General features: G+C 60.4%; 16 protein-coding genes and 3 pseudogenes. 14 read left to right on the forward strand and 5 right to left on the reverse strand.

Annotated features, from left to right (window positions below; translation table 11 throughout):
• Window positions 1–127 precede the first annotated feature (127 nt).
• Genes M5C96_RS08860 through tcmP form a run of 4 tightly spaced genes read left to right on the forward strand, consistent with a single transcriptional unit; the run spans window position 128 to window position 4018 of the window.
• The gene (locus M5C96_RS08860) at window positions 128–721 is read left to right on the forward strand and encodes a LexA family protein (protein WP_272568600.1); all 594 of its coding nucleotides are present in this window, start codon (window positions 128–130) and stop codon (window positions 719–721) included.
• A gap of 35 nt (window positions 722–756) precedes the next feature.
• Window positions 757–1503: a DUF5131 family protein gene (locus tag M5C96_RS08865; RefSeq protein WP_272568601.1), complete on the forward strand. Its 747-nt coding sequence runs from the start codon at window positions 757–759 to the stop codon at window positions 1501–1503.
• Between the two features lie 8 nt (window positions 1504–1511).
• The gene (locus tag M5C96_RS08870; protein ID WP_272568602.1) at window positions 1512–2786 is read left to right on the forward strand and encodes a three-Cys-motif partner protein TcmP; all 1275 of its coding nucleotides are present in this window, start codon (window positions 1512–1514) and stop codon (window positions 2784–2786) included.
• A gap of 38 nt (window positions 2787–2824) precedes the next feature.
• Window positions 2825–4018 (forward strand): three-Cys-motif partner protein TcmP, encoded by a 1194-nt coding sequence (tcmP, locus tag M5C96_RS08875; protein ID WP_272568603.1) that lies wholly within the window; start codon window positions 2825–2827, stop codon window positions 4016–4018.
• On the opposite strand, the gene M5C96_RS08880 is transcribed toward tcmP, so the two are convergent.
• Complete coding sequence (locus M5C96_RS08880; protein WP_272568604.1) at window positions 4003–4332, reverse strand: hypothetical protein; 330 nt, start codon at window positions 4330–4332, stop codon at window positions 4003–4005. The two genes, tcmP and M5C96_RS08880, sit on opposite strands and share 16 nt — an antisense overlap.
• 240 nt (window positions 4333–4572) lie before the next feature.
• On the opposite strand from M5C96_RS08880, the gene M5C96_RS08885 reads away from it, so the two are divergent.
• Complete coding sequence (locus tag M5C96_RS08885; RefSeq protein WP_272563652.1) at window positions 4573–5523, forward strand: IS5 family transposase; 951 nt, start codon at window positions 4573–4575, stop codon at window positions 5521–5523.
• 60 nt (window positions 5524–5583) lie between these two features.
• The gene (locus M5C96_RS08890; protein ID WP_272568606.1) at window positions 5584–5826 is read left to right on the forward strand and encodes a hypothetical protein; all 243 of its coding nucleotides are present in this window, start codon (window positions 5584–5586) and stop codon (window positions 5824–5826) included.
• A gap of 30 nt (window positions 5827–5856) precedes the next feature.
• Here M5C96_RS08890 and M5C96_RS08895 read toward each other — a convergent pair whose 3' ends face one another.
• Together M5C96_RS08895 and M5C96_RS08900 are read right to left on the reverse strand one after the other, a co-directional pair.
• Window positions 5857–6525: a hypothetical protein gene (locus M5C96_RS08895; protein WP_272568608.1), complete on the reverse strand. Its 669-nt coding sequence runs from the start codon at window positions 6523–6525 to the stop codon at window positions 5857–5859.
• Window positions 6526–6593: 68 nt separating this feature from the next.
• The gene (locus tag M5C96_RS08900; RefSeq protein ID WP_272568610.1) at window positions 6594–7088 is read right to left on the reverse strand and encodes a hypothetical protein; all 495 of its coding nucleotides are present in this window, start codon (window positions 7086–7088) and stop codon (window positions 6594–6596) included.
• A gap of 141 nt (window positions 7089–7229) precedes the next feature.
• On the opposite strand from M5C96_RS08900, the gene M5C96_RS08905 reads away from it, so the two are divergent.
• Window positions 7230–8324 carry an IS630 family transposase gene (locus tag M5C96_RS08905; protein ID WP_272563777.1) on the forward strand — a complete coding sequence of 365 codons (1095 nt, stop codon included), beginning with the start codon at window positions 7230–7232 and terminating at the stop codon, window positions 8322–8324.
• Here M5C96_RS08905 and M5C96_RS08910 read toward each other — a convergent pair.
• Window positions 8292–8888, reverse strand: a complete 597-nt coding sequence (locus tag M5C96_RS08910) for a hypothetical protein (protein WP_272568611.1) — start codon at window positions 8886–8888, stop codon at window positions 8292–8294. The two genes, M5C96_RS08905 and M5C96_RS08910, sit on opposite strands and share 33 nt — an antisense overlap.
• A gap of 86 nt (window positions 8889–8974) precedes the next feature.
• Between M5C96_RS08910 and M5C96_RS08915 the strand changes: the two are divergent.
• Both M5C96_RS08915 and M5C96_RS08920 read left to right on the forward strand, forming a co-directional pair.
• Window positions 8975–9076: pseudogene (locus M5C96_RS08915) on the forward strand (IS5/IS1182 family transposase); the annotation flags it as partial.
• A 67-nt stretch (window positions 9077–9143) separates the two neighbouring features.
• Window positions 9144–10238: an IS630 family transposase gene (locus M5C96_RS08920; protein WP_272563777.1), complete on the forward strand. Its 1095-nt coding sequence runs from the start codon at window positions 9144–9146 to the stop codon at window positions 10236–10238.
• Here the strand turns inward: M5C96_RS08920 and M5C96_RS08925 are convergent.
• Window positions 10206–10802 (reverse strand): hypothetical protein, encoded by a 597-nt coding sequence (locus M5C96_RS08925; protein WP_272568611.1) that lies wholly within the window; start codon window positions 10800–10802, stop codon window positions 10206–10208. The genes M5C96_RS08920 and M5C96_RS08925 overlap by 33 nt on opposite strands.
• An 86-nt stretch (window positions 10803–10888) precedes the next feature.
• Between M5C96_RS08925 and M5C96_RS08930 the strand changes: the two are divergent.
• The 5 genes and pseudogenes from M5C96_RS08930 to pglW all read left to right on the forward strand — a co-directional run.
• Window positions 10889–10990, forward strand: a pseudogene (locus M5C96_RS08930) (IS5/IS1182 family transposase); the annotation flags it as partial.
• Between the two features lie 67 nt (window positions 10991–11057).
• Window positions 11058–12152 carry an IS630 family transposase gene (locus tag M5C96_RS08935; RefSeq protein ID WP_272563777.1) on the forward strand — a complete coding sequence of 365 codons (1095 nt, stop codon included), beginning with the start codon at window positions 11058–11060 and terminating at the stop codon, window positions 12150–12152.
• Window positions 12149–13000, forward strand: a pseudogene (locus M5C96_RS08940) (IS5 family transposase); the annotation flags it as partial. The gene M5C96_RS08935 and the pseudogene M5C96_RS08940, both read left to right, overlap by 4 nt.
• A 162-nt stretch (window positions 13001–13162) precedes the next feature.
• A complete protein-coding gene (locus M5C96_RS08945) occupies window positions 13163–13357 on the forward strand; it encodes a helix-turn-helix domain-containing protein (protein ID WP_272568612.1) in 195 nt (64 codons plus the stop codon).
• Window positions 13354–17631 (forward strand): BREX system serine/threonine kinase PglW, encoded by a 4278-nt coding sequence (gene pglW, locus M5C96_RS08950; RefSeq protein WP_272568615.1) that lies wholly within the window; start codon window positions 13354–13356, stop codon window positions 17629–17631. The genes M5C96_RS08945 and pglW overlap by 4 nt, the downstream gene beginning before the upstream one ends.
• Window positions 17632–17645 lie beyond the last annotated feature (14 nt).

The raw sequence follows: 17645 nt of genomic DNA on the forward strand, positions 1-17645 counted from the left end.
CGGTGGGGTAAACAAGCATCGATCTCTGCGGCTTGATGGATTGTTTACCCCCGTAGACGTCTGCCTCTACGAGGACCGACTACTAGCGACGAACATCGCGTGCTAAACTTGATTTTGTCACAAAATCATGAAAACGCAGTCAACAAAGCCAAGCCACGGCGGCACCCGACAGGGTGCCGGGCGCAAGGCCGCCTATGGAGAACCCACCAAAACGGTCCGTGTGCCGCAGAGCCTCGTTCCAGTGGTGGTGGGCTATCTGGATGATCTGAAGCGCGCGCCGCAAACGACCGGCGGTGATAGGCGGGACCTTAGGCCGATCGCAGCCACCCGCAATGCCACCATGGTGCCCTCCCTTGGGCGTCGTGTTCGCGCTGGTATGCCCACCTCAGGTGATGACTATCAGGCTGACGCCGTCGATCTTGGCAAGCACTTGGTGCGAGACCCGAGCAGCACCTTTGTCATAAAGGTCTACGGCTGGTCAATGCGAGATGCAGGCATTGCCGACGGCGACGAGTTGGTCGTCGATCGTGACGTAGCCGCTGAAGACGGTCGCATCGTCATCGCGGATATCGCTGGTGAATGGACTGTGAAGCGCTTGAAGCGCACGGACAAAGGCTGGCTGCTTCAGGCAAGCAATCCAGATTTCGCCGACATCCCGATCAGCGACAAGAGCGAACTGAACATCTGGGGCGTCGTCACGCGCGTGCTGCGTGTGGTCTAGCCGCCTGCACCCAATTCAAGAAATAGGAGAACCTCATGTCTCAAGCAAGCAGGATCGAATGGACCGAGGCGACATGGAACCCTACGGTCGGATGCACCAAGATTTCGCCGGGCTGCAAGAACTGCTACGCCGAGGCCATGGCGAAACGGCTGCAGGCCATGGGCACGCCTGGCTACGAAAACGGGTTCAAGCTCACCATACTTCCTGAGCGCCTAGCAGAACCGCTGGCACGCAAGAAGCCGACGGTGTACTTCGTCAATTCGATGTCCGATCTCTTTCACAAAGGTGTGGATGACAACTACATTGCTCAGGTCTTCGATGTGATCCGTCGTTGCCCGCAGCACACCTTCCAGGTGCTGACCAAACGCGCCGATCGCATGGCCAGTTTCTTCCGGACACACGACGTGCCAACGAACGCCTGGATAGGCGTTTCCGTCGAGGATCGCAAATATGGCGTGCCTCGAATCGAAGGCCTGCGCAAGGTCGACGCCCGTATTCGCTTTCTGTCTGTCGAACCGTTGCTCGAAAATGTCGGTGAGCTCAATCTAAGTGGCATCCATTGGGTGATCGTCGGTGGCGAGTCCGGCCCCAAGGCACGACCGATGAAGCTGGAATGGGTCGAGAATATCCGTCAACAATGTGAAGATCAGGGAGTCCAGTTCTTCTTTAAGCAATGGGGCGGCTGGGGAGCAGACGGCAAGCGTCGTTCCAAGAAAGCCAACGGCCGCTTGCTTGGGGGCAGGACCTGGGACGACATGCCAGCACTTTCCGCCCACATCTGAAAGAACACATGACGCTGAAACAATACAACTGGAAGAACGGCCCAGACCTCATCCAGCAGCACAGCGTCGCGAAACACCGCATTCTTCAGGCGTACCTCGCTGCCTATTTCCGAACGCTCGTCAGTTCACCGAATCAGGATGTCCTGAAGCTGACCCTAGTCGACGGCTTTGCCGGCGGTGGCTTGTACATCCACAATGACACGCGCGAACCGGTCAAGGGCTCACCCTTCATCTTCCTCGAAGCCACCCGCGAAGCAGACTTCCTGATCAATAAAGACCGACGCAAACCAGTCCAATTGCAGGTCGACTACTTTTTTACCGAGGCCGACCGACATGCCTATATGCACCTCGACAAGGTGCTGCGCGAAGAAGGCTACGGTGAGAAGATCGGCAAAAGCATATTTCTTGACCACGCTCGCTTCCAGGACCGGGCCGACGCGATCATCGCCTTCATCAAGAAGAAGAGCCCGAAAAACGGGCGATCGATCTTCGCCTTGGATCAGTACGGCTACAAGGACGTGCCCACGCAGCTGATGCGCCAGATTTTTGAGGCGCTACCGAGAGCAGAGATCATCCTCACGTTCAACGTCGACTCACTCATGAACTTCGCCAATGATGGCGACCAAATGAAGGATCTATTGGGGAGCCTCGGCCTACCAGACATCTTCGGTGGCCGTTCGGTAGATGAAATCAAGAATTCCGACCGCGACTGGCGCCTGCTATTGCAGAGTACCGTGTATCGCCGCCTCGTCGAGAACTGCGGCGCACGCCACTTCACTCCGTTCTTCATCCGCAATCGAGTTGGGCATGGTGACTACTGGTTAATTCACATGTCACAGCACCATCGGGCTCGCGACGTCATGACCGAGGTGCACTGGGCGAACAACAACTACTTCATCCACTACGGCGGAGCCGGCCTCGACATGTTCCAGATGGTCGGTTACGACCCCGCACATGATTCGACCTACCTCGGGCAGTCGCCCCTGGGCTTTGAGTTCGACGATGTGGCACGCCGCGCGAGCATCGCGGCGCTTAACGAGCACATCCCACGCCGCGTGTACGCCGATGACGCCGGCATTAGCTTCGGTGAGCTGTTCGCCACCACCTGCAACAGCTCGCCGGCTTCGGCGCAAATCTACCGGGAGTCGATCGGCACGCTGCTCGATGAACGGGTAGTCGAGATCGTTGGCGCCGACGGTACTAAACGCAGATCGTCGGCCCAGATCAAGGACACGGACCAGATCATGTCTCCCCCGCAGAAAACGCTATTCCTGATCGGGTGAGACGCGCTTCGGACCACAACATCGGGAGGTAGCAGAACTTGACTTCATCGATCATTCCAGAGGCCTATGAGGGGCGCGAGCAAGCCCTGGTGAAGCATGCGCTCCTCAAGAGCTACCTCGAAAAGCTGGTGCTGATCATCGGCATGGGCGCCAAGAAAGTCCGACGTGCAGAGATCTGTTTCGTGGATTGCTTTGCGGGACCATGGGGCGCGCTGAACGACGACCTCGAAGGCACGTCGATTTCGCTGTCACTGAAAACGCTTGCTGCCTGTAAAGAGACGCTTGCGAAGCTTGGCGTCGACGTCACGATGCGGGCTCTATACATTGAAAAGGACAAGAGTGCGTTCGAGCGACTCTCGGCATTTCTCGGTTCGAAGGCCCCTCCAACAGTTGCCCAGGCCTGTCTGCAAGGCGACTTCGTTGACTTGCGAGGGGACATCCTGAAGTGGTGCGGGACCGACGCGTTCACATTCTTCTTCGTCGATCCAAAAGGGTGGAAGGACATCGGGATCGAGATCATGAGGCCGCTGCTTCAGCGCCCTCGGTCGGAGTTCCTGATCAATTTCGCCTATAACTTCATCAACCGCACGGCTTCCATGGCAGCCTGGCAGGACGCGATGGTAAAGCTGCTTGGTTTATCGGTGAATCTCGACGGACTTCAGTCCACCGAGCGCGAAGAGGCCTTGGTCAATGCCTACCGATCAAGCCTCAAGGCGTGTGTTCCGAGCAGCCGCCCGGAGTACCGGCCGCGATCTGCCTATGTCACGGTACTCGACCCACTGCATCAGCGAACAAAGTACCACCTCGTCTATCTGACGTGCCATCCGATGGGAATCGTCGAGTTCATGGATATGTCTGAGAAAGCAGACTTGGTTCAAAGACGGGTTCGTGCTGCCAAGCAAATCGATGTCCGTCAGCAGAAGACCGGCGTCATGGACATGTTTGGTATTGAGTCACAAGCCGAACCGGTGGACGGCCGCTGCAGTCCAGATGTTGTCGATGCCTTCTGGCGAAGAAACCTTGCAGCCGGTGAGCGCCGCATCGGTACCGCCGAATTCGCCGACATCCTTGAAACCACAAACTGGCTTCCGGGAGATTTGCAAAGCTCACTGGTACGCCTCGTGAAGGCTGGCAAGGTTCGAAACCTCGACGCTGACGCCTCCAAGAGGCGCTCGAAGCCCCTGCACTTCGAAAAGGCGGAGCGACTTCAACTTGCTCAGGTGGTCGAATAATCGCAGACTTTCGTTGCGATTCCATCCCGGAGCACGTTTGCCGCATCACGCTTACTCGCACTATGGTTGATTGGCGGACGCCGCTTCAGCTGGTTGCAGAGCCGCGCGCGGTTCTCCATGATGATGCTTGAGACGGTCAAGAAATCATCGACGCTGGGCATGGCGCATAGCAGTAGGGTGTCCGCCATCTCAAGCAGATGAATGCGCGTCAGCCCTTCGAAACGAATCGTCTTGTGATCGTCGGTGAAAAGCCAATCTTCGAATTCGATGCTGAGGCTCCCATCTTTGGGTGATCGCTGGTAGCTGAACGCCAAGCGCGCTAGCTTCTTGTTGGGGATGATTAAGTCATCTCTTGAGCTCGTACGTTCATGACTTACTGCTTACTCCAATGGTGATGGAATTCGAAAGTAGGGACCTCGCCGCCACGCTCCTTGACCTGTGCGCGCTTTCGAGGACAGACACAGCATCGCGCAGAAGGTCTTTGGTCTTTATGTCCTCCGCCGCGATCGGCTTTGTTGCACAAATCGCGATGCTGATGCCCGTAGACTGACTGCGTGACAGAGACGAAGAACAGGCAGCGGAGCAAGTACCGCACGACGAACTGGAAGGCGTACAACGCGGCGCTGAAAGCGCGAGGCTCGTTGACGATGTGGCTAGATGAGGGCATGCAGTGGTTTGGCACGCCGACCGGCAGGCGTGGACGCAGCCGAACCTTCTCGGACGCAGCAATCCAGTTCTGCCTGAGCATCAAGTGCCTGTTCGGCCAGCCCTTGCGACAGGCGCTGGGCATGGTGCAGAGCCTGCTGCGGCTGGCAAAGCTGGACTGGCCGGTACCTGACTTCAGCACTGTTTGCCGGCGCCAAAAGACCTTGCAGGTCGAACTGAGCTACCAGCGAACCAACTCGCCGCTGCAGTTGCTGGTGGACAGCACCGGCATCAAGTTCCTGGGCGAAGGAGAGTGGAAACGCAAGAAGCATGGTGCTGAATACCGGCGCGAATGGCGCAAGGTCCATCTGGGCATCGACGCGCAGACGCTGGAAATACGCGCCATCGAGGTGACCAGCAACGCCATTGGGGATGCGCCGATGTTGCCCGGGTTGCTGGCTCAGATTCCCACTGACGAATCCATCGAAAGCGTCAGTGCCGATGGCGCCTACGACACGCGCGCCTGCCTGGACGCCATTGCCGAGCGGCACGCGATGGCGGTGATCCCGCCCCGCAAGAACGCCAGCCATTGGAAGAAGTCGAGTCCGGGCTCGGCGCATCGTAATGAGGCCATTCGGGCGTGCCAGCGCCTGGGTCGCGGCATTTGGAAGAAGTGGAGCGGCTACCACCGGCGCAGCCTTGTGGAGACGAAGATGCACTGCTTCAAGCGACTGGGCGAACGGGTGATCGCGCGCACGTTCGACCGCCAGGTTGTGGAGCTGCATGTCCGCGTGGCCTTGCTCAATCGGTTCAGTCAGATCGGCCGTCCTCACACCGTGTCGGTGACTGCTGTGGCATAGGTCCGTCTGGGGTTGGGGTCATGCCGTCTGCAATTCGATTTGTGCAACAGCGCCCTGTCAATGAACCAGCCCGCGTTGTTCAGTCGCAGCCAAGCACGGCGCCGCATGGAATATCTGATTTCACGCTGTGCGGAAATAGAGTCAAAAATTCAGCTGCTGCCGGCTTTTCGCGTTGTTCAAAAGGCGCAATTGCGACAACTGCTTGCCGCATATGGCAAAGAAATTCGGACGTTGACTGCGGTCATCAACCGGTCAGAGGTCTCGGCTGTGCAGTCAACCTTCAAAGCGGGGCGGAAACGCTAACGTAGCCCCCTGGGGCAGTCCAAGAGGTGATCAAGATCCGAGCTCTGCGTCCTCTGTCTTTTCGCGTGATTCCTTCCACGCCTCATAGTCATCCAGCCCGGCGGTCCAACCTGCATCGGTGGTCGAGTAGCGGAGAACTCGTGAAGGCTCTTTCATTACGTTGGTCAGATGCTCAATGCATTCGGCGACGACAAGCCGAAACTCTGGGAATCGCTTGTCACCAGGTGCTGCCCCACGGTGGAGCATCTCATCGTGACGCGTTGCACCATTTGGGAAACTCACCCACGTGGCCTTGTGTCGGGCCTTGATGAAAGCTTTCGCCGACGGATCCCTCGTGAATGCGAACAGTGCGGCGGCTTCTTGTGTCAGTGCATCGGTGGTGGGCCACCGCTCTGCGGCAATGGGCTCGAGCCGGTCTGCCCTTTCTTTGGCCGCTCTAGCGAGTTCGTTGCGGTGGATGGCATCTGCGAGAGGCGCGATCTTGTCCAGATCGCCTGAAAGGCGACGCAGTGTGGTGACTGCGGCTTTGAGTGACAGAAGCTCCGCGTCGCTCAGCGTGAGGGAGAAGTTCCGAATGGCCGTTTCGACGCTGGTTGCGGTGCGGTTGCATGCCGATTTGTCTGTTTTTGCATTTTTGCCGCCATAGTATTTGGCGCGCCCGCTGTATTGCTTGAAGAGTTCGTTGAATGCTGTGGTCATGGTCTTTCTTTCGGAAATGTGTGGTGTGGCGAATTGACAAAGTGCGACGGCAGCTTTTCTGCACCGCTCTAATGGCGACTGGAATTTGGCCATCCGCCTTCAACGGACATCCGCAACAACGATTCAACGTTGCTCTCGTGGCGGATGCGGTCGGCCTCAAGGCCTGCCAGATGTGAATCTGAGTGCGCCCACCATTTCACGCGAAGCTGAGTCAAGGCGACGACGGATCCAAGCTGCCGCTGATGGACGAAGTAGCGGTAGATGCCAGTGTTCTTGAACACCGGCTGGACTTGGCCGTGCTCATCTCTTGGATACAGTTCCCGACCGGAAATAGCGTCCACGCGTTTGATTGCAGCGTCAATTGCATACTGAAGAAACGGCGTCACTCCTCTGAAATCGTCGCCGCCAGTCACGTACAGCGTCGCGGCTGGCCTTGCCGAAACGCGTGTTGGTGCAGTGAGCTGAGACAACGGATCTCGATTCCAAACGATGTGCACTGACCCGACCATGCCGAGGTTGAGTAACAGTTTCAGCGCCGCCTGCGCTCTCGACAATGGCTCCATGCCCTCTTCCAATCCATCGAACAGCTGATCAGCGAACTGTTTTTGAATCAGCGGGAATCCGTCATCTTTGGCTAGTGTCCTGTCCCGTTAATTCGCAGGCACGATAGCTGCATGGTTTCGGGCCATCCTTGAGGTGCCGCCATGCCCAATGCAACGACCCGAACAGAAATTGCGCTTAGTGAAGTGGAGCGCGCGGAACTGACGTCCATGGCGCGATCACGTTCGCTGCCAGCGGCGTTGTCGCTCAGGGCGCGCATCGTGCTGACTTGCGAAGGCACAGATAAAGCCAGCACCGCGGTTGCGCAGGCTCTGGGGATCAGTCGTAGCACTGTCACCAAGTGGCGCGGGCGCTATGCGCGCCATCGCATTGCAGGGCTTTACGACGAGTTGCGCCCGGGTCGCCCCCGCACGGTAGATGACGAGCGTGTTGCTGAGTTGATTACCAAGACGTTGCACACCAAGCCTGCTGATGGGGGTACCCACTGGAGCACCCGCACGCTGGCCGCCGATACGGGCATCAGCAAGAGCACGGTGGCGCGCTATCTGCAGACCTTCAACCTCAAGCCGCACCGGGCCGACAGCTTCAAGCTGTCGACCGATCCGCTGTTCATCGAGAAGCTGCGCGACGTTGTGGGGCTGTACCTGAACCCACCTGACAACGCGCTGGTGCTGTGCGTGGACGAGAAGAGCCAATGCCAAGCTTTGGAGCGTACGCAGCCGATGCTGCCAATGGGGTTTGGCTATGTCGAAGGTGTCACGCACGACTACGTGCGCCACGGCACCACCACCTTGTTCGCGGCCCTGAACGTGATGAATGGCCAAGTGATCGCGCAGTGCCGGCCCCGGCATCGTCATCAAGAGTTCCTTGCCTTCCTGCGCGCCATCGACAAGGCAGTGCCCGACGAACTGGATGTGCACTGCATAGCTGATAACTACGCCAGCCACAAGCATCCAAAGGTGCGCGCTTGGTTGGCCGAGCGGCCTCGCTGGCACATGCACTTCGTTCCGACCTATTCAAGCTGGCTCAATCAGGTCGAGCGCTTCTTCTCGATCATCACCACGCGGGCAATCCGCCGTGGCTCGTTCACCAGCGTGAAGGATCTGATCAACAAGATCGACACATTCATCGCGAATTACAACCAGTCCTGCCAGCCGTTTACTTGGACAGCTACAGCAGACTCCATCCTCGAAAAACTCGCCAGACTATGCGGGCGAATTAACGGGACAGGACACTAGGATCAACCTGAGATCAGGATTGCCCGGTACCAGCATTCCCGCCGATGCATCGTCGAACGGCTCGTTTGGCCGGGGCGGCACGAACCGGGTACTGGCCGCGCACGGATCTACCGCGCCATAAGCGGAGTAGTCCAGGCGCGATAGCAGCGCAACCAACAGCAGTAGGGCGTCGGTGTAGGGCATCGACTGCCGCGACATTTCGGAGCTCATCACGATCCGCTTGAGGTCGGACTCCTTGATGAAAGCCTTCTTTCTTTCGCCAGGCTTCCGGCGGGCATGGGACGGATTCAAGAATCGTTGGTCTATGGCGACCAAGTCGTCCGTGCGAGTCGGATCGACCAGATACTTCACCGCGTTGTGCGGCCTGTTCTTGGCTGGGGTAGGGTCCTCCGGGTCGATGGCCGCAACGATGGCGCCGATCTTCAGCAACTCATCAGTCGCCTTTGGGATCACGTTGTCGCGAGTGAGCCCAGTACGAAGCTGAATAGCCATGGCCCCATGGGTGCAGCCACGCTCGAATTTTTTGTTGCGATGGTCAACGCCGGCTGCCATGGCGATGTACACCACCGCCGCATGATCGCTGGCCTCTTGAATGACGCGGCGTGGCTTTGTTGCACAAATCGCGATGCTGATGCCCGTAGACTGACTGCGTGACAGAGACGAAGAACAGGCAGCGGAGCAAGTACCGCACGACGAACTGGAAGGCGTACAACGCGGCGCTGAAAGCGCGAGGCTCGTTGACGATGTGGCTAGTGTCCTGTCCCGTTAATTCGCAGGCACGATAGCTGCATGGTTTCGGGCCATCCTTGAGGTGCCGCCATGCCCAATGCAACGACCCGAACAGAAATTGCGCTTAGTGAAGTGGAGCGCGCGGAACTGACGTCCATGGCGCGATCACGTTCGCTGCCAGCGGCGTTGTCGCTCAGGGCGCGCATCGTGCTGACTTGCGAAGGCACAGATAAAGCCAGCACCGCGGTTGCGCAGGCTCTGGGGATCAGTCGTAGCACTGTCACCAAGTGGCGCGGGCGCTATGCGCGCCATCGCATTGCAGGGCTTTACGACGAGTTGCGCCCGGGTCGCCCCCGCACGGTAGATGACGAGCGTGTTGCTGAGTTGATTACCAAGACGTTGCACACCAAGCCTGCTGATGGGGGTACCCACTGGAGCACCCGCACGCTGGCCGCCGATACGGGCATCAGCAAGAGCACGGTGGCGCGCTATCTGCAGACCTTCAACCTCAAGCCGCACCGGGCCGACAGCTTCAAGCTGTCGACCGATCCGCTGTTCATCGAGAAGCTGCGCGACGTTGTGGGGCTGTACCTGAACCCACCTGACAACGCGCTGGTGCTGTGCGTGGACGAGAAGAGCCAATGCCAAGCTTTGGAGCGTACGCAGCCGATGCTGCCAATGGGGTTTGGCTATGTCGAAGGTGTCACGCACGACTACGTGCGCCACGGCACCACCACCTTGTTCGCGGCCCTGAACGTGATGAATGGCCAAGTGATCGCGCAGTGCCGGCCCCGGCATCGTCATCAAGAGTTCCTTGCCTTCCTGCGCGCCATCGACAAGGCAGTGCCCGACGAACTGGATGTGCACTGCATAGCTGATAACTACGCCAGCCACAAGCATCCAAAGGTGCGCGCTTGGTTGGCCGAGCGGCCTCGCTGGCACATGCACTTCGTTCCGACCTATTCAAGCTGGCTCAATCAGGTCGAGCGCTTCTTCTCGATCATCACCACGCGGGCAATCCGCCGTGGCTCGTTCACCAGCGTGAAGGATCTGATCAACAAGATCGACACATTCATCGCGAATTACAACCAGTCCTGCCAGCCGTTTACTTGGACAGCTACAGCAGACTCCATCCTCGAAAAACTCGCCAGACTATGCGGGCGAATTAACGGGACAGGACACTAGGATCAACCTGAGATCAGGATTGCCCGGTACCAGCATTCCCGCCGATGCATCGTCGAACGGCTCGTTTGGCCGGGGCGGCACGAACCGGGTACTGGCCGCGCACGGATCTACCGCGCCATAAGCGGAGTAGTCCAGGCGCGATAGCAGCGCAACCAACAGCAGTAGGGCGTCGGTGTAGGGCATCGACTGCCGCGACATTTCGGAGCTCATCACGATCCGCTTGAGGTCGGACTCCTTGATGAAAGCCTTCTTTCTTTCGCCAGGCTTCCGGCGGGCATGGGACGGATTCAAGAATCGTTGGTCTATGGCGACCAAGTCGTCCGTGCGAGTCGGATCGACCAGATACTTCACCGCGTTGTGCGGCCTGTTCTTGGCTGGGGTAGGGTCCTCCGGGTCGATGGCCGCAACGATGGCGCCGATCTTCAGCAACTCATCAGTCGCCTTTGGGATCACGTTGTCGCGAGTGAGCCCAGTACGAAGCTGAATAGCCATGGCCCCATGGGTGCAGCCACGCTCGAATTTTTTGTTGCGATGGTCAACGCCGGCTGCCATGGCGATGTACACCACCGCCGCATGATCGCTGGCCTCTTGAATGACGCGGCGTGGCTTTGTTGCACAAATCGCGATGCTGATGCCCGTAGACTGACTGCGTGACAGAGACGAAGAACAGGCAGCGGAGCAAGTACCGCACGACGAACTGGAAGGCGTACAACGCGGCGCTGAAAGCGCGAGGCTCGTTGACGATGTGGCTAGTGTCCTGTCCCGTTAATTCGCAGGCACGATAGCTGCATGGTTTCGGGCCATCCTTGAGGTGCCGCCATGCCCAATGCAACGACCCGAACAGAAATTGCGCTTAGTGAAGTGGAGCGCGCGGAACTGACGTCCATGGCGCGATCACGTTCGCTGCCAGCGGCGTTGTCGCTCAGGGCGCGCATCGTGCTGACTTGCGAAGGCACAGATAAAGCCAGCACCGCGGTTGCGCAGGCTCTGGGGATCAGTCGTAGCACTGTCACCAAGTGGCGCGGGCGCTATGCGCGCCATCGCATTGCAGGGCTTTACGACGAGTTGCGCCCGGGTCGCCCCCGCACGGTAGATGACGAGCGTGTTGCTGAGTTGATTACCAAGACGTTGCACACCAAGCCTGCTGATGGGGGTACCCACTGGAGCACCCGCACGCTGGCCGCCGATACGGGCATCAGCAAGAGCACGGTGGCGCGCTATCTGCAGACCTTCAACCTCAAGCCGCACCGGGCCGACAGCTTCAAGCTGTCGACCGATCCGCTGTTCATCGAGAAGCTGCGCGACGTTGTGGGGCTGTACCTGAACCCACCTGACAACGCGCTGGTGCTGTGCGTGGACGAGAAGAGCCAATGCCAAGCTTTGGAGCGTACGCAGCCGATGCTGCCAATGGGGTTTGGCTATGTCGAAGGTGTCACGCACGACTACGTGCGCCACGGCACCACCACCTTGTTCGCGGCCCTGAACGTGATGAATGGCCAAGTGATCGCGCAGTGCCGGCCCCGGCATCGTCATCAAGAGTTCCTTGCCTTCCTGCGCGCCATCGACAAGGCAGTGCCCGACGAACTGGATGTGCACTGCATAGCTGATAACTACGCCAGCCACAAGCATCCAAAGGTGCGCGCTTGGTTGGCCGAGCGGCCTCGCTGGCACATGCACTTCGTTCCGACCTATTCAAGCTGGCTCAATCAGGTCGAGCGCTTCTTCTCGATCATCACCACGCGGGCAATCCGCCGTGGCTCGTTCACCAGCGTGAAGGATCTGATCAACAAGATCGACACATTCATCGCGAATTACAACCAGTCCTGCCAGCCGTTTACTTGGACAGCTACAGCAGACTCCATCCTCGAAAAACTCGCCAGACTATGCGGGCGAATTAACGGGACAGGACACTAGATGAGGGCATGCAGTGGTTTGGCACGCCGACCGGCAGGCGTGGACGCAGCCGAACCTTCTCGGACGCAGCAATCCAGTTCTGCCTGAGCATCAAGTGCCTGTTCGGCCAGCCCTTGCGACAGGCGCTGGGCATGGTGCAGAGCCTGCTGCGGCTGGCAAAGCTGGACTGGCCGGTACCTGACTTCAGCACTGTTTGCCGGCGCCAAAAGACCTTGCAGGTCGAACTGAGCTACCAGCGAACCAACTCGCCGCTGCAGTTGCTGGTGGACAGCACCGGCATCAAGTTCCTGGGCGAAGGAGAGTGGAAACGCAAGAAGCATGGTGCTGAATACCGGCGCGAATGGCGCAAGGTCCATCTGGGCATCGACGCGCAGACGCTGGAAATACGCGCCATCGAGGTGACCAGCAACGCCATTGGGGATGCGCCGATGTTGCCCGGGTTGCTGGCTCAGATTCCCACTGACGAATCCATCGAAAGCGTCAGTGCCGATGGCGCCTACGACACGCGCGCCTGCCTGGACGCCATTGCCGAGCGGCACGCGATGGCGGTGATCCCGCCCCGCAAGAACGCCAGCCATTGGAAGAAGTCGAGTCCGGGCTCGGCGCATCGTAATGAGGCCATTCGGGCGTGCCAGCGCCTGGGTCGCGGCATTTGGAAGAAGTGGAGCGGCTACCACCGGCGCAGCCTTGTGGAGACGAAGATGCACTGCTTCAAGCGACTGGGCGAACGGGTGATCGCGCGCACGTTCGACCGCCAGGTTGTGGAGCTGCATGTCCGCGTGGCCTTGCTCAATCGGTTCAGTCAGATCGGCCGTCCTCACACCGTGTCGGTGACTGCTGTGGCATAGGTCCGTCTGGGGTTGGGGTCATGCCGTCTGCAATTCGATTTGTGCAACAGCGCCCTTCCGGATTGTTGATGCCGGGGTTGTGCGCAAATCAACGTTTTGCTATGCTGCGCATCACCCCGTCACTGCAGGTTCACCATGGTCCGCTGTCATCTGTCGACCCTCATGGGTCGCGACAAGCTTCGCATCTCTGACGTTTCACGCCTCACCGGCCTGAATCGCAGCACGGTCACGTCCCTGTACAAGGAGACGGTGACGCGCGTGGATGTGGCTGCTATCGACGCCCTCTGCAATCTGTTCCGCTGCTCGGTCGGCGAACTGTTCGAGCACGTGCCCGACGCCGACGGGAGCCTTGCGTGACGCTCAGCGCAAACCGATGGCATGTCATCGCCGAATCCAACTTTGCATGGGAACGTGAGGCGCTGGAATGGTTGCGCGCTCACTTGCCCGACCGGGATTCATGGCACGTCTGGACCAACTTCGAGTTCATCGACGACGAGGGCAAGGTCAACGAGGTTGATGCCCTGGTACTCTCGCCGGCCGGCCTGTTTCTGGTCGAGATCAAGAGCCGGCCAGGCGTGTTGCGTGGCGACGCCCACAGTTGGACTTGGACCACCGATGGACGCAGCTTCACCTACGACAACCCGCTGATCCTGGCCAACCGCAAGGCCAAGCGCTTGGCCAGCTTGTTGCGTCGCCAGCCGGCCATCATGAAGGCCAAGGTTCGCCTGCCTTTTGTTGAGCCAGCCATCTTCCTGTCGTCTTCCAGCCTGGCTTGCCAGCTGGAGGGCCTGGCAAAGACCGCGACATACCAGCACGGCCGGCCAGGTTCTCTGGACGACTCTGGCATTGTTGGTGCCCTCGGGAATGGCATCACGACACGATCCGCAACGCCTGTGGATGCCACGCAGGCGCGCGCCATAGGTCGGGGCGTGATCGAGGCGGGCATTCGTCCGTCCAATAAACACCGTCAGGTTGGCGACTACAAGCTCAACAAGCTGGCCGCTGAAGGCGATGGCTTTCAAGACTGGGAGGCTGGTCACGTCAGCGTGGACACCATCCAGCGGCGTGTGCGCATCTACACCGTGGCGTCGGCCTCAACCCCAGAGGCACGTGCTGCCAGGCTCCGTCAGGCGCGCCGTGAGTTCGAGGTGCTCGAAGGCATCGACCACCCAGGCATCTTGCGCGTCAACGACCTGAAGGAAACCGAGCTCGGCCCGGCGCTGATCTTTGATCACGACCCCAAGGCGGTGCGGCTGGATCATCTGCTGCGCGAGCGGGGCAAGTCGCTGACTGTCACGCAGCGTTTGCAGATGGTGCGTGACATCGCAGAGACGCTGAAGTACGCCCATGCCAAGCGGCTGTACCACCGCGCCTTGGGGCCGCAGAGCATCGTGGTCCATGGCCTGGACACAGGCGCCATGCAGTTGCGCCTGATGAACTGGCAGACGGCCTCGCGCAACGTGGGCGGCTCCAGCGCTCCCAACACCGTGCACCGCACGACCGGGACACGCCATGTTGAGGACTACGTCGAAGACCTCGGCCTGCTGTATCTGGCGCCTGAAACCACCCGCGCCGATCCTGCCCAAGGCGCCAGCCTGGATGTGTTCTCGCTCGGCTGCATCGCCTTCTACATCTTCACCGGCCAGCCGCCGGCTGAATCCACGCTGGAGCTGTCCGAGAAGCTGCGTGTGGGGCAGGGCCTGCGCCTATCCGACACCATGGATGGCTGCGGCGCCAAGCAGCAAGACCTGATTCAGTTCGCCACCGCCCCCGATCTACTGGCACGCTACGACACGATCCAAGGCTTCTTGGATGATCTGGACGGCGTCGAAGACGAACTGACCACGCCCGACCCCGAGGTCACCGTCGATCCGAGCATCGCCAGCGCTGGCGATCGGCTGGATGGCGGCTTCACGGTGATCAAGCGCATGGGCCGTGGTTCATCCAGCGATGCCTTGTTGGTGCGTCGCGATGGCAGTGACGACGAATCCATCCTCAAAGTGGCCTGCGACATCGCCCACAACGACCGACTGGTGGCCGAGGGCGACGTGTTGTCCCGTCTGCACCATCAAAACATCGTTGCCCACCGCGAGACCCTGAGCGTATCGGGCCGCACCGCGCTGCTACTCAAGAGCGCAGGCGCCAAGACCCTGGCCGAGAAGCTCAAGGAAGAAGGGCGCCTGTCGCTGGACATGCTTCAGCGCTTCGGCGAAGAGCTGATCGAGGCCGTGAACCACCTCGAATCCGAAGGTGTTGCGCACCGGGACATCAAGCCCGAGAACATCGGCATCGCCGAGAACCGCATCGGCAAGCTGCAGTTGGTGCTGTTCGACTTCTCGCTGTGCCGCACACCCGCTGAAAACATCACCGCCGGCACCCATCCCTACCTCGACCCTTTCCTGTCGCTGCGCAAACCGCCGCGCTGGGACCTGTACGCCGAGCGCTTTGCGCTCGCCATCACGCTCTATGAGATGGCTGTGGGCCAGCCGCCGGTTTGGGGTGATGGCCAGACCTCGCCGGCCATGCTTGATGTCGAAGCCTCCATCGAGCGTGATGTCTTTGACCCGGTCACGCGGGAAGGTTTTGCCAACTTCTTCGAGAAGGCGCTGAAACGCGACTTCCGCGAGCGCTTCGACAACGCCGAAGACATGCTCCGCGACTGGCGGGCCATCTTCACCGCGCGCCGCACGGTTCACCCCAGCGATGGGCCGGCCGCCAGCGGCTTGGCTGCAATTGCGCCTACGGCTACTACGCTCACCACCATGGCCGAACTGGGTTACAGCCTGGAGGCCCAGGACGTTCTGGAGCGCATGGGCGTGCACAACGCCCGCGAGCTTCTGGCCGTGGACCGCGTGCGCTTCCGCTACCTCAAGGGCGTGGGCGACAAGATCCGCAAGGAGATTCGGCTCACTGCCAAGGAACTGGCCCGTCTGCGGCCCGACCTGACCCAGGGGCGCAGCGTTGCCCACGACGCCGACGAAGAAGTCGAAGGCGCCGTCAGCATCAATGAACTGGCCGCCCAGCTACTGCCACGCCGGCCGGCCGGCGACGACCGACCAGAAGAGGCTGCCCTGGCGCACTACCTCGGCCTGGACGATGTTGTGAAGGCGGGTGCCTGGCCCAGTCTGGGCGATGCAGCGCAGGCGAGCGAGGTGGATCGCGCCACGTTGACCGCAACGCTGATCAAGGCCCGCGAGCGCTGGCTTAAAAACCCCGCCTTTACCGAGCTGCGCCACCAGATCGACACCCTGGTACGCAGTCAGGGCAACGTCATGAGCGCGGAAGAGGGCGCACTGGCACTGTTGGCCCTGCGTGGTTGCGCCTCGCAAGACGATGCCGAGCGCATGCGCCAGGCCACGGCCGTGTTGCGCGGCGCGTTGGAAGCCGAGGCGCATCTCGATCAGCCCCGTTTTGAAGCCTACGACCACCAACCGCATCTGTTGATCGCCAGCGCCGCGCTATGGGCCGACTATGCGCGCCAGTTGGGCGCAGCGGCAGATGCCTGCGCGCTGGCAGACCCCCTGCTGCCACCGGCCCGCGTGCTAGAAATGCTGGAAGGCGTCGCTCTGCCATCGCCAGAGCAATTGGGTGGCGTTACGCCTTCACCGCTCACGCCCACACGCCTGCTGCGCCTGGCCGCGTCGGCATCGCGCAAGGCTGCCGTTTCCAGCCGGCAGGAGATGTACGCCCGTGGCATGCCGCCCATCCAGGCGCTGCGCCAGTCATTGGGCGCTCTGGTCGGGGCCCCGGAACTCCGGGTCAAAGACATCCAAGACCGTGTTCGTGGCCGCTACCCCGAGGCTTCGGCCCTCCCTGATCGCCCCAGCCTTGATCGCTTGCTCGAAGAGGCAGGCGCGCCGCTGACCTGGGACATCACCGCCGCCGATGGCCGGGGCGCCTATCGCCTGGCCACCCTTGGCCGCGGCCAGACAGCAGGCACAACCACTCAGTTCTCCCGCCTTGCCACCATTCAGGCCTCCTATGTGATGGGGGAGGGCGACGCCGCCCAGGCTGCCGTGGTGGAGGAGCGTCTGGTGCGCTCGCTCGAGCAAGGCGGTCTGTTGGTGCTAACAGTGCACCCGCGCATCGCTCGCCATGCCGAAGCCGAGCTGCTGCATCGGTTCAGCATCTCCGCAGTGCCATCGTCGTCTGCCATCAAACGCATCAATGTCGACGCGCTGTTGCTGGCTGCGCTGCGCGAGCAAGCGCAGGCGATGAAGGTGGACTGGAACGTTGTGCTTCAGGCCGACGCTGCAGACCGGGGCAGCCGCCACTGGGTGAACTTGCAGCGACTAGTGCAGCGCGCTGTGCCCGCTGTGCGTGCAGCCTTGCTCAACAGCCCGTCCCCCATTCTTTTGGTGTGCGTAGGGCTATTGGCCCGCTACGAGTTGATGAGCCTGGTCACCGAGCTGGAAGAACACGCCGGCCGGCCGGGCCGCACACCCAGCGCTTGGGTGCTGCTGCCGACTAGCCACCAGGGCCTGCCCGTCATTGACGGCGTAGCCGTGCCGCTGGTCAACAACATCAACAACACCCGAGCTCTGGCTTTGCCACAGGCCTGGGTGGAAAACAAACACCGGGCAAAAGTTGGGCAATCTGCAGGCAGTCATGCCAGTTCGTCCGCCGCCTGAAGAAAGTACCCGAC

The sequence above is a fragment of the Acidovorax sp. GBBC 1281 genome (assembly GCF_028473645.1).
In the GTDB taxonomy this organism is placed as follows: Bacteria; Pseudomonadota; Gammaproteobacteria; order Burkholderiales; family Burkholderiaceae_C; genus Paracidovorax.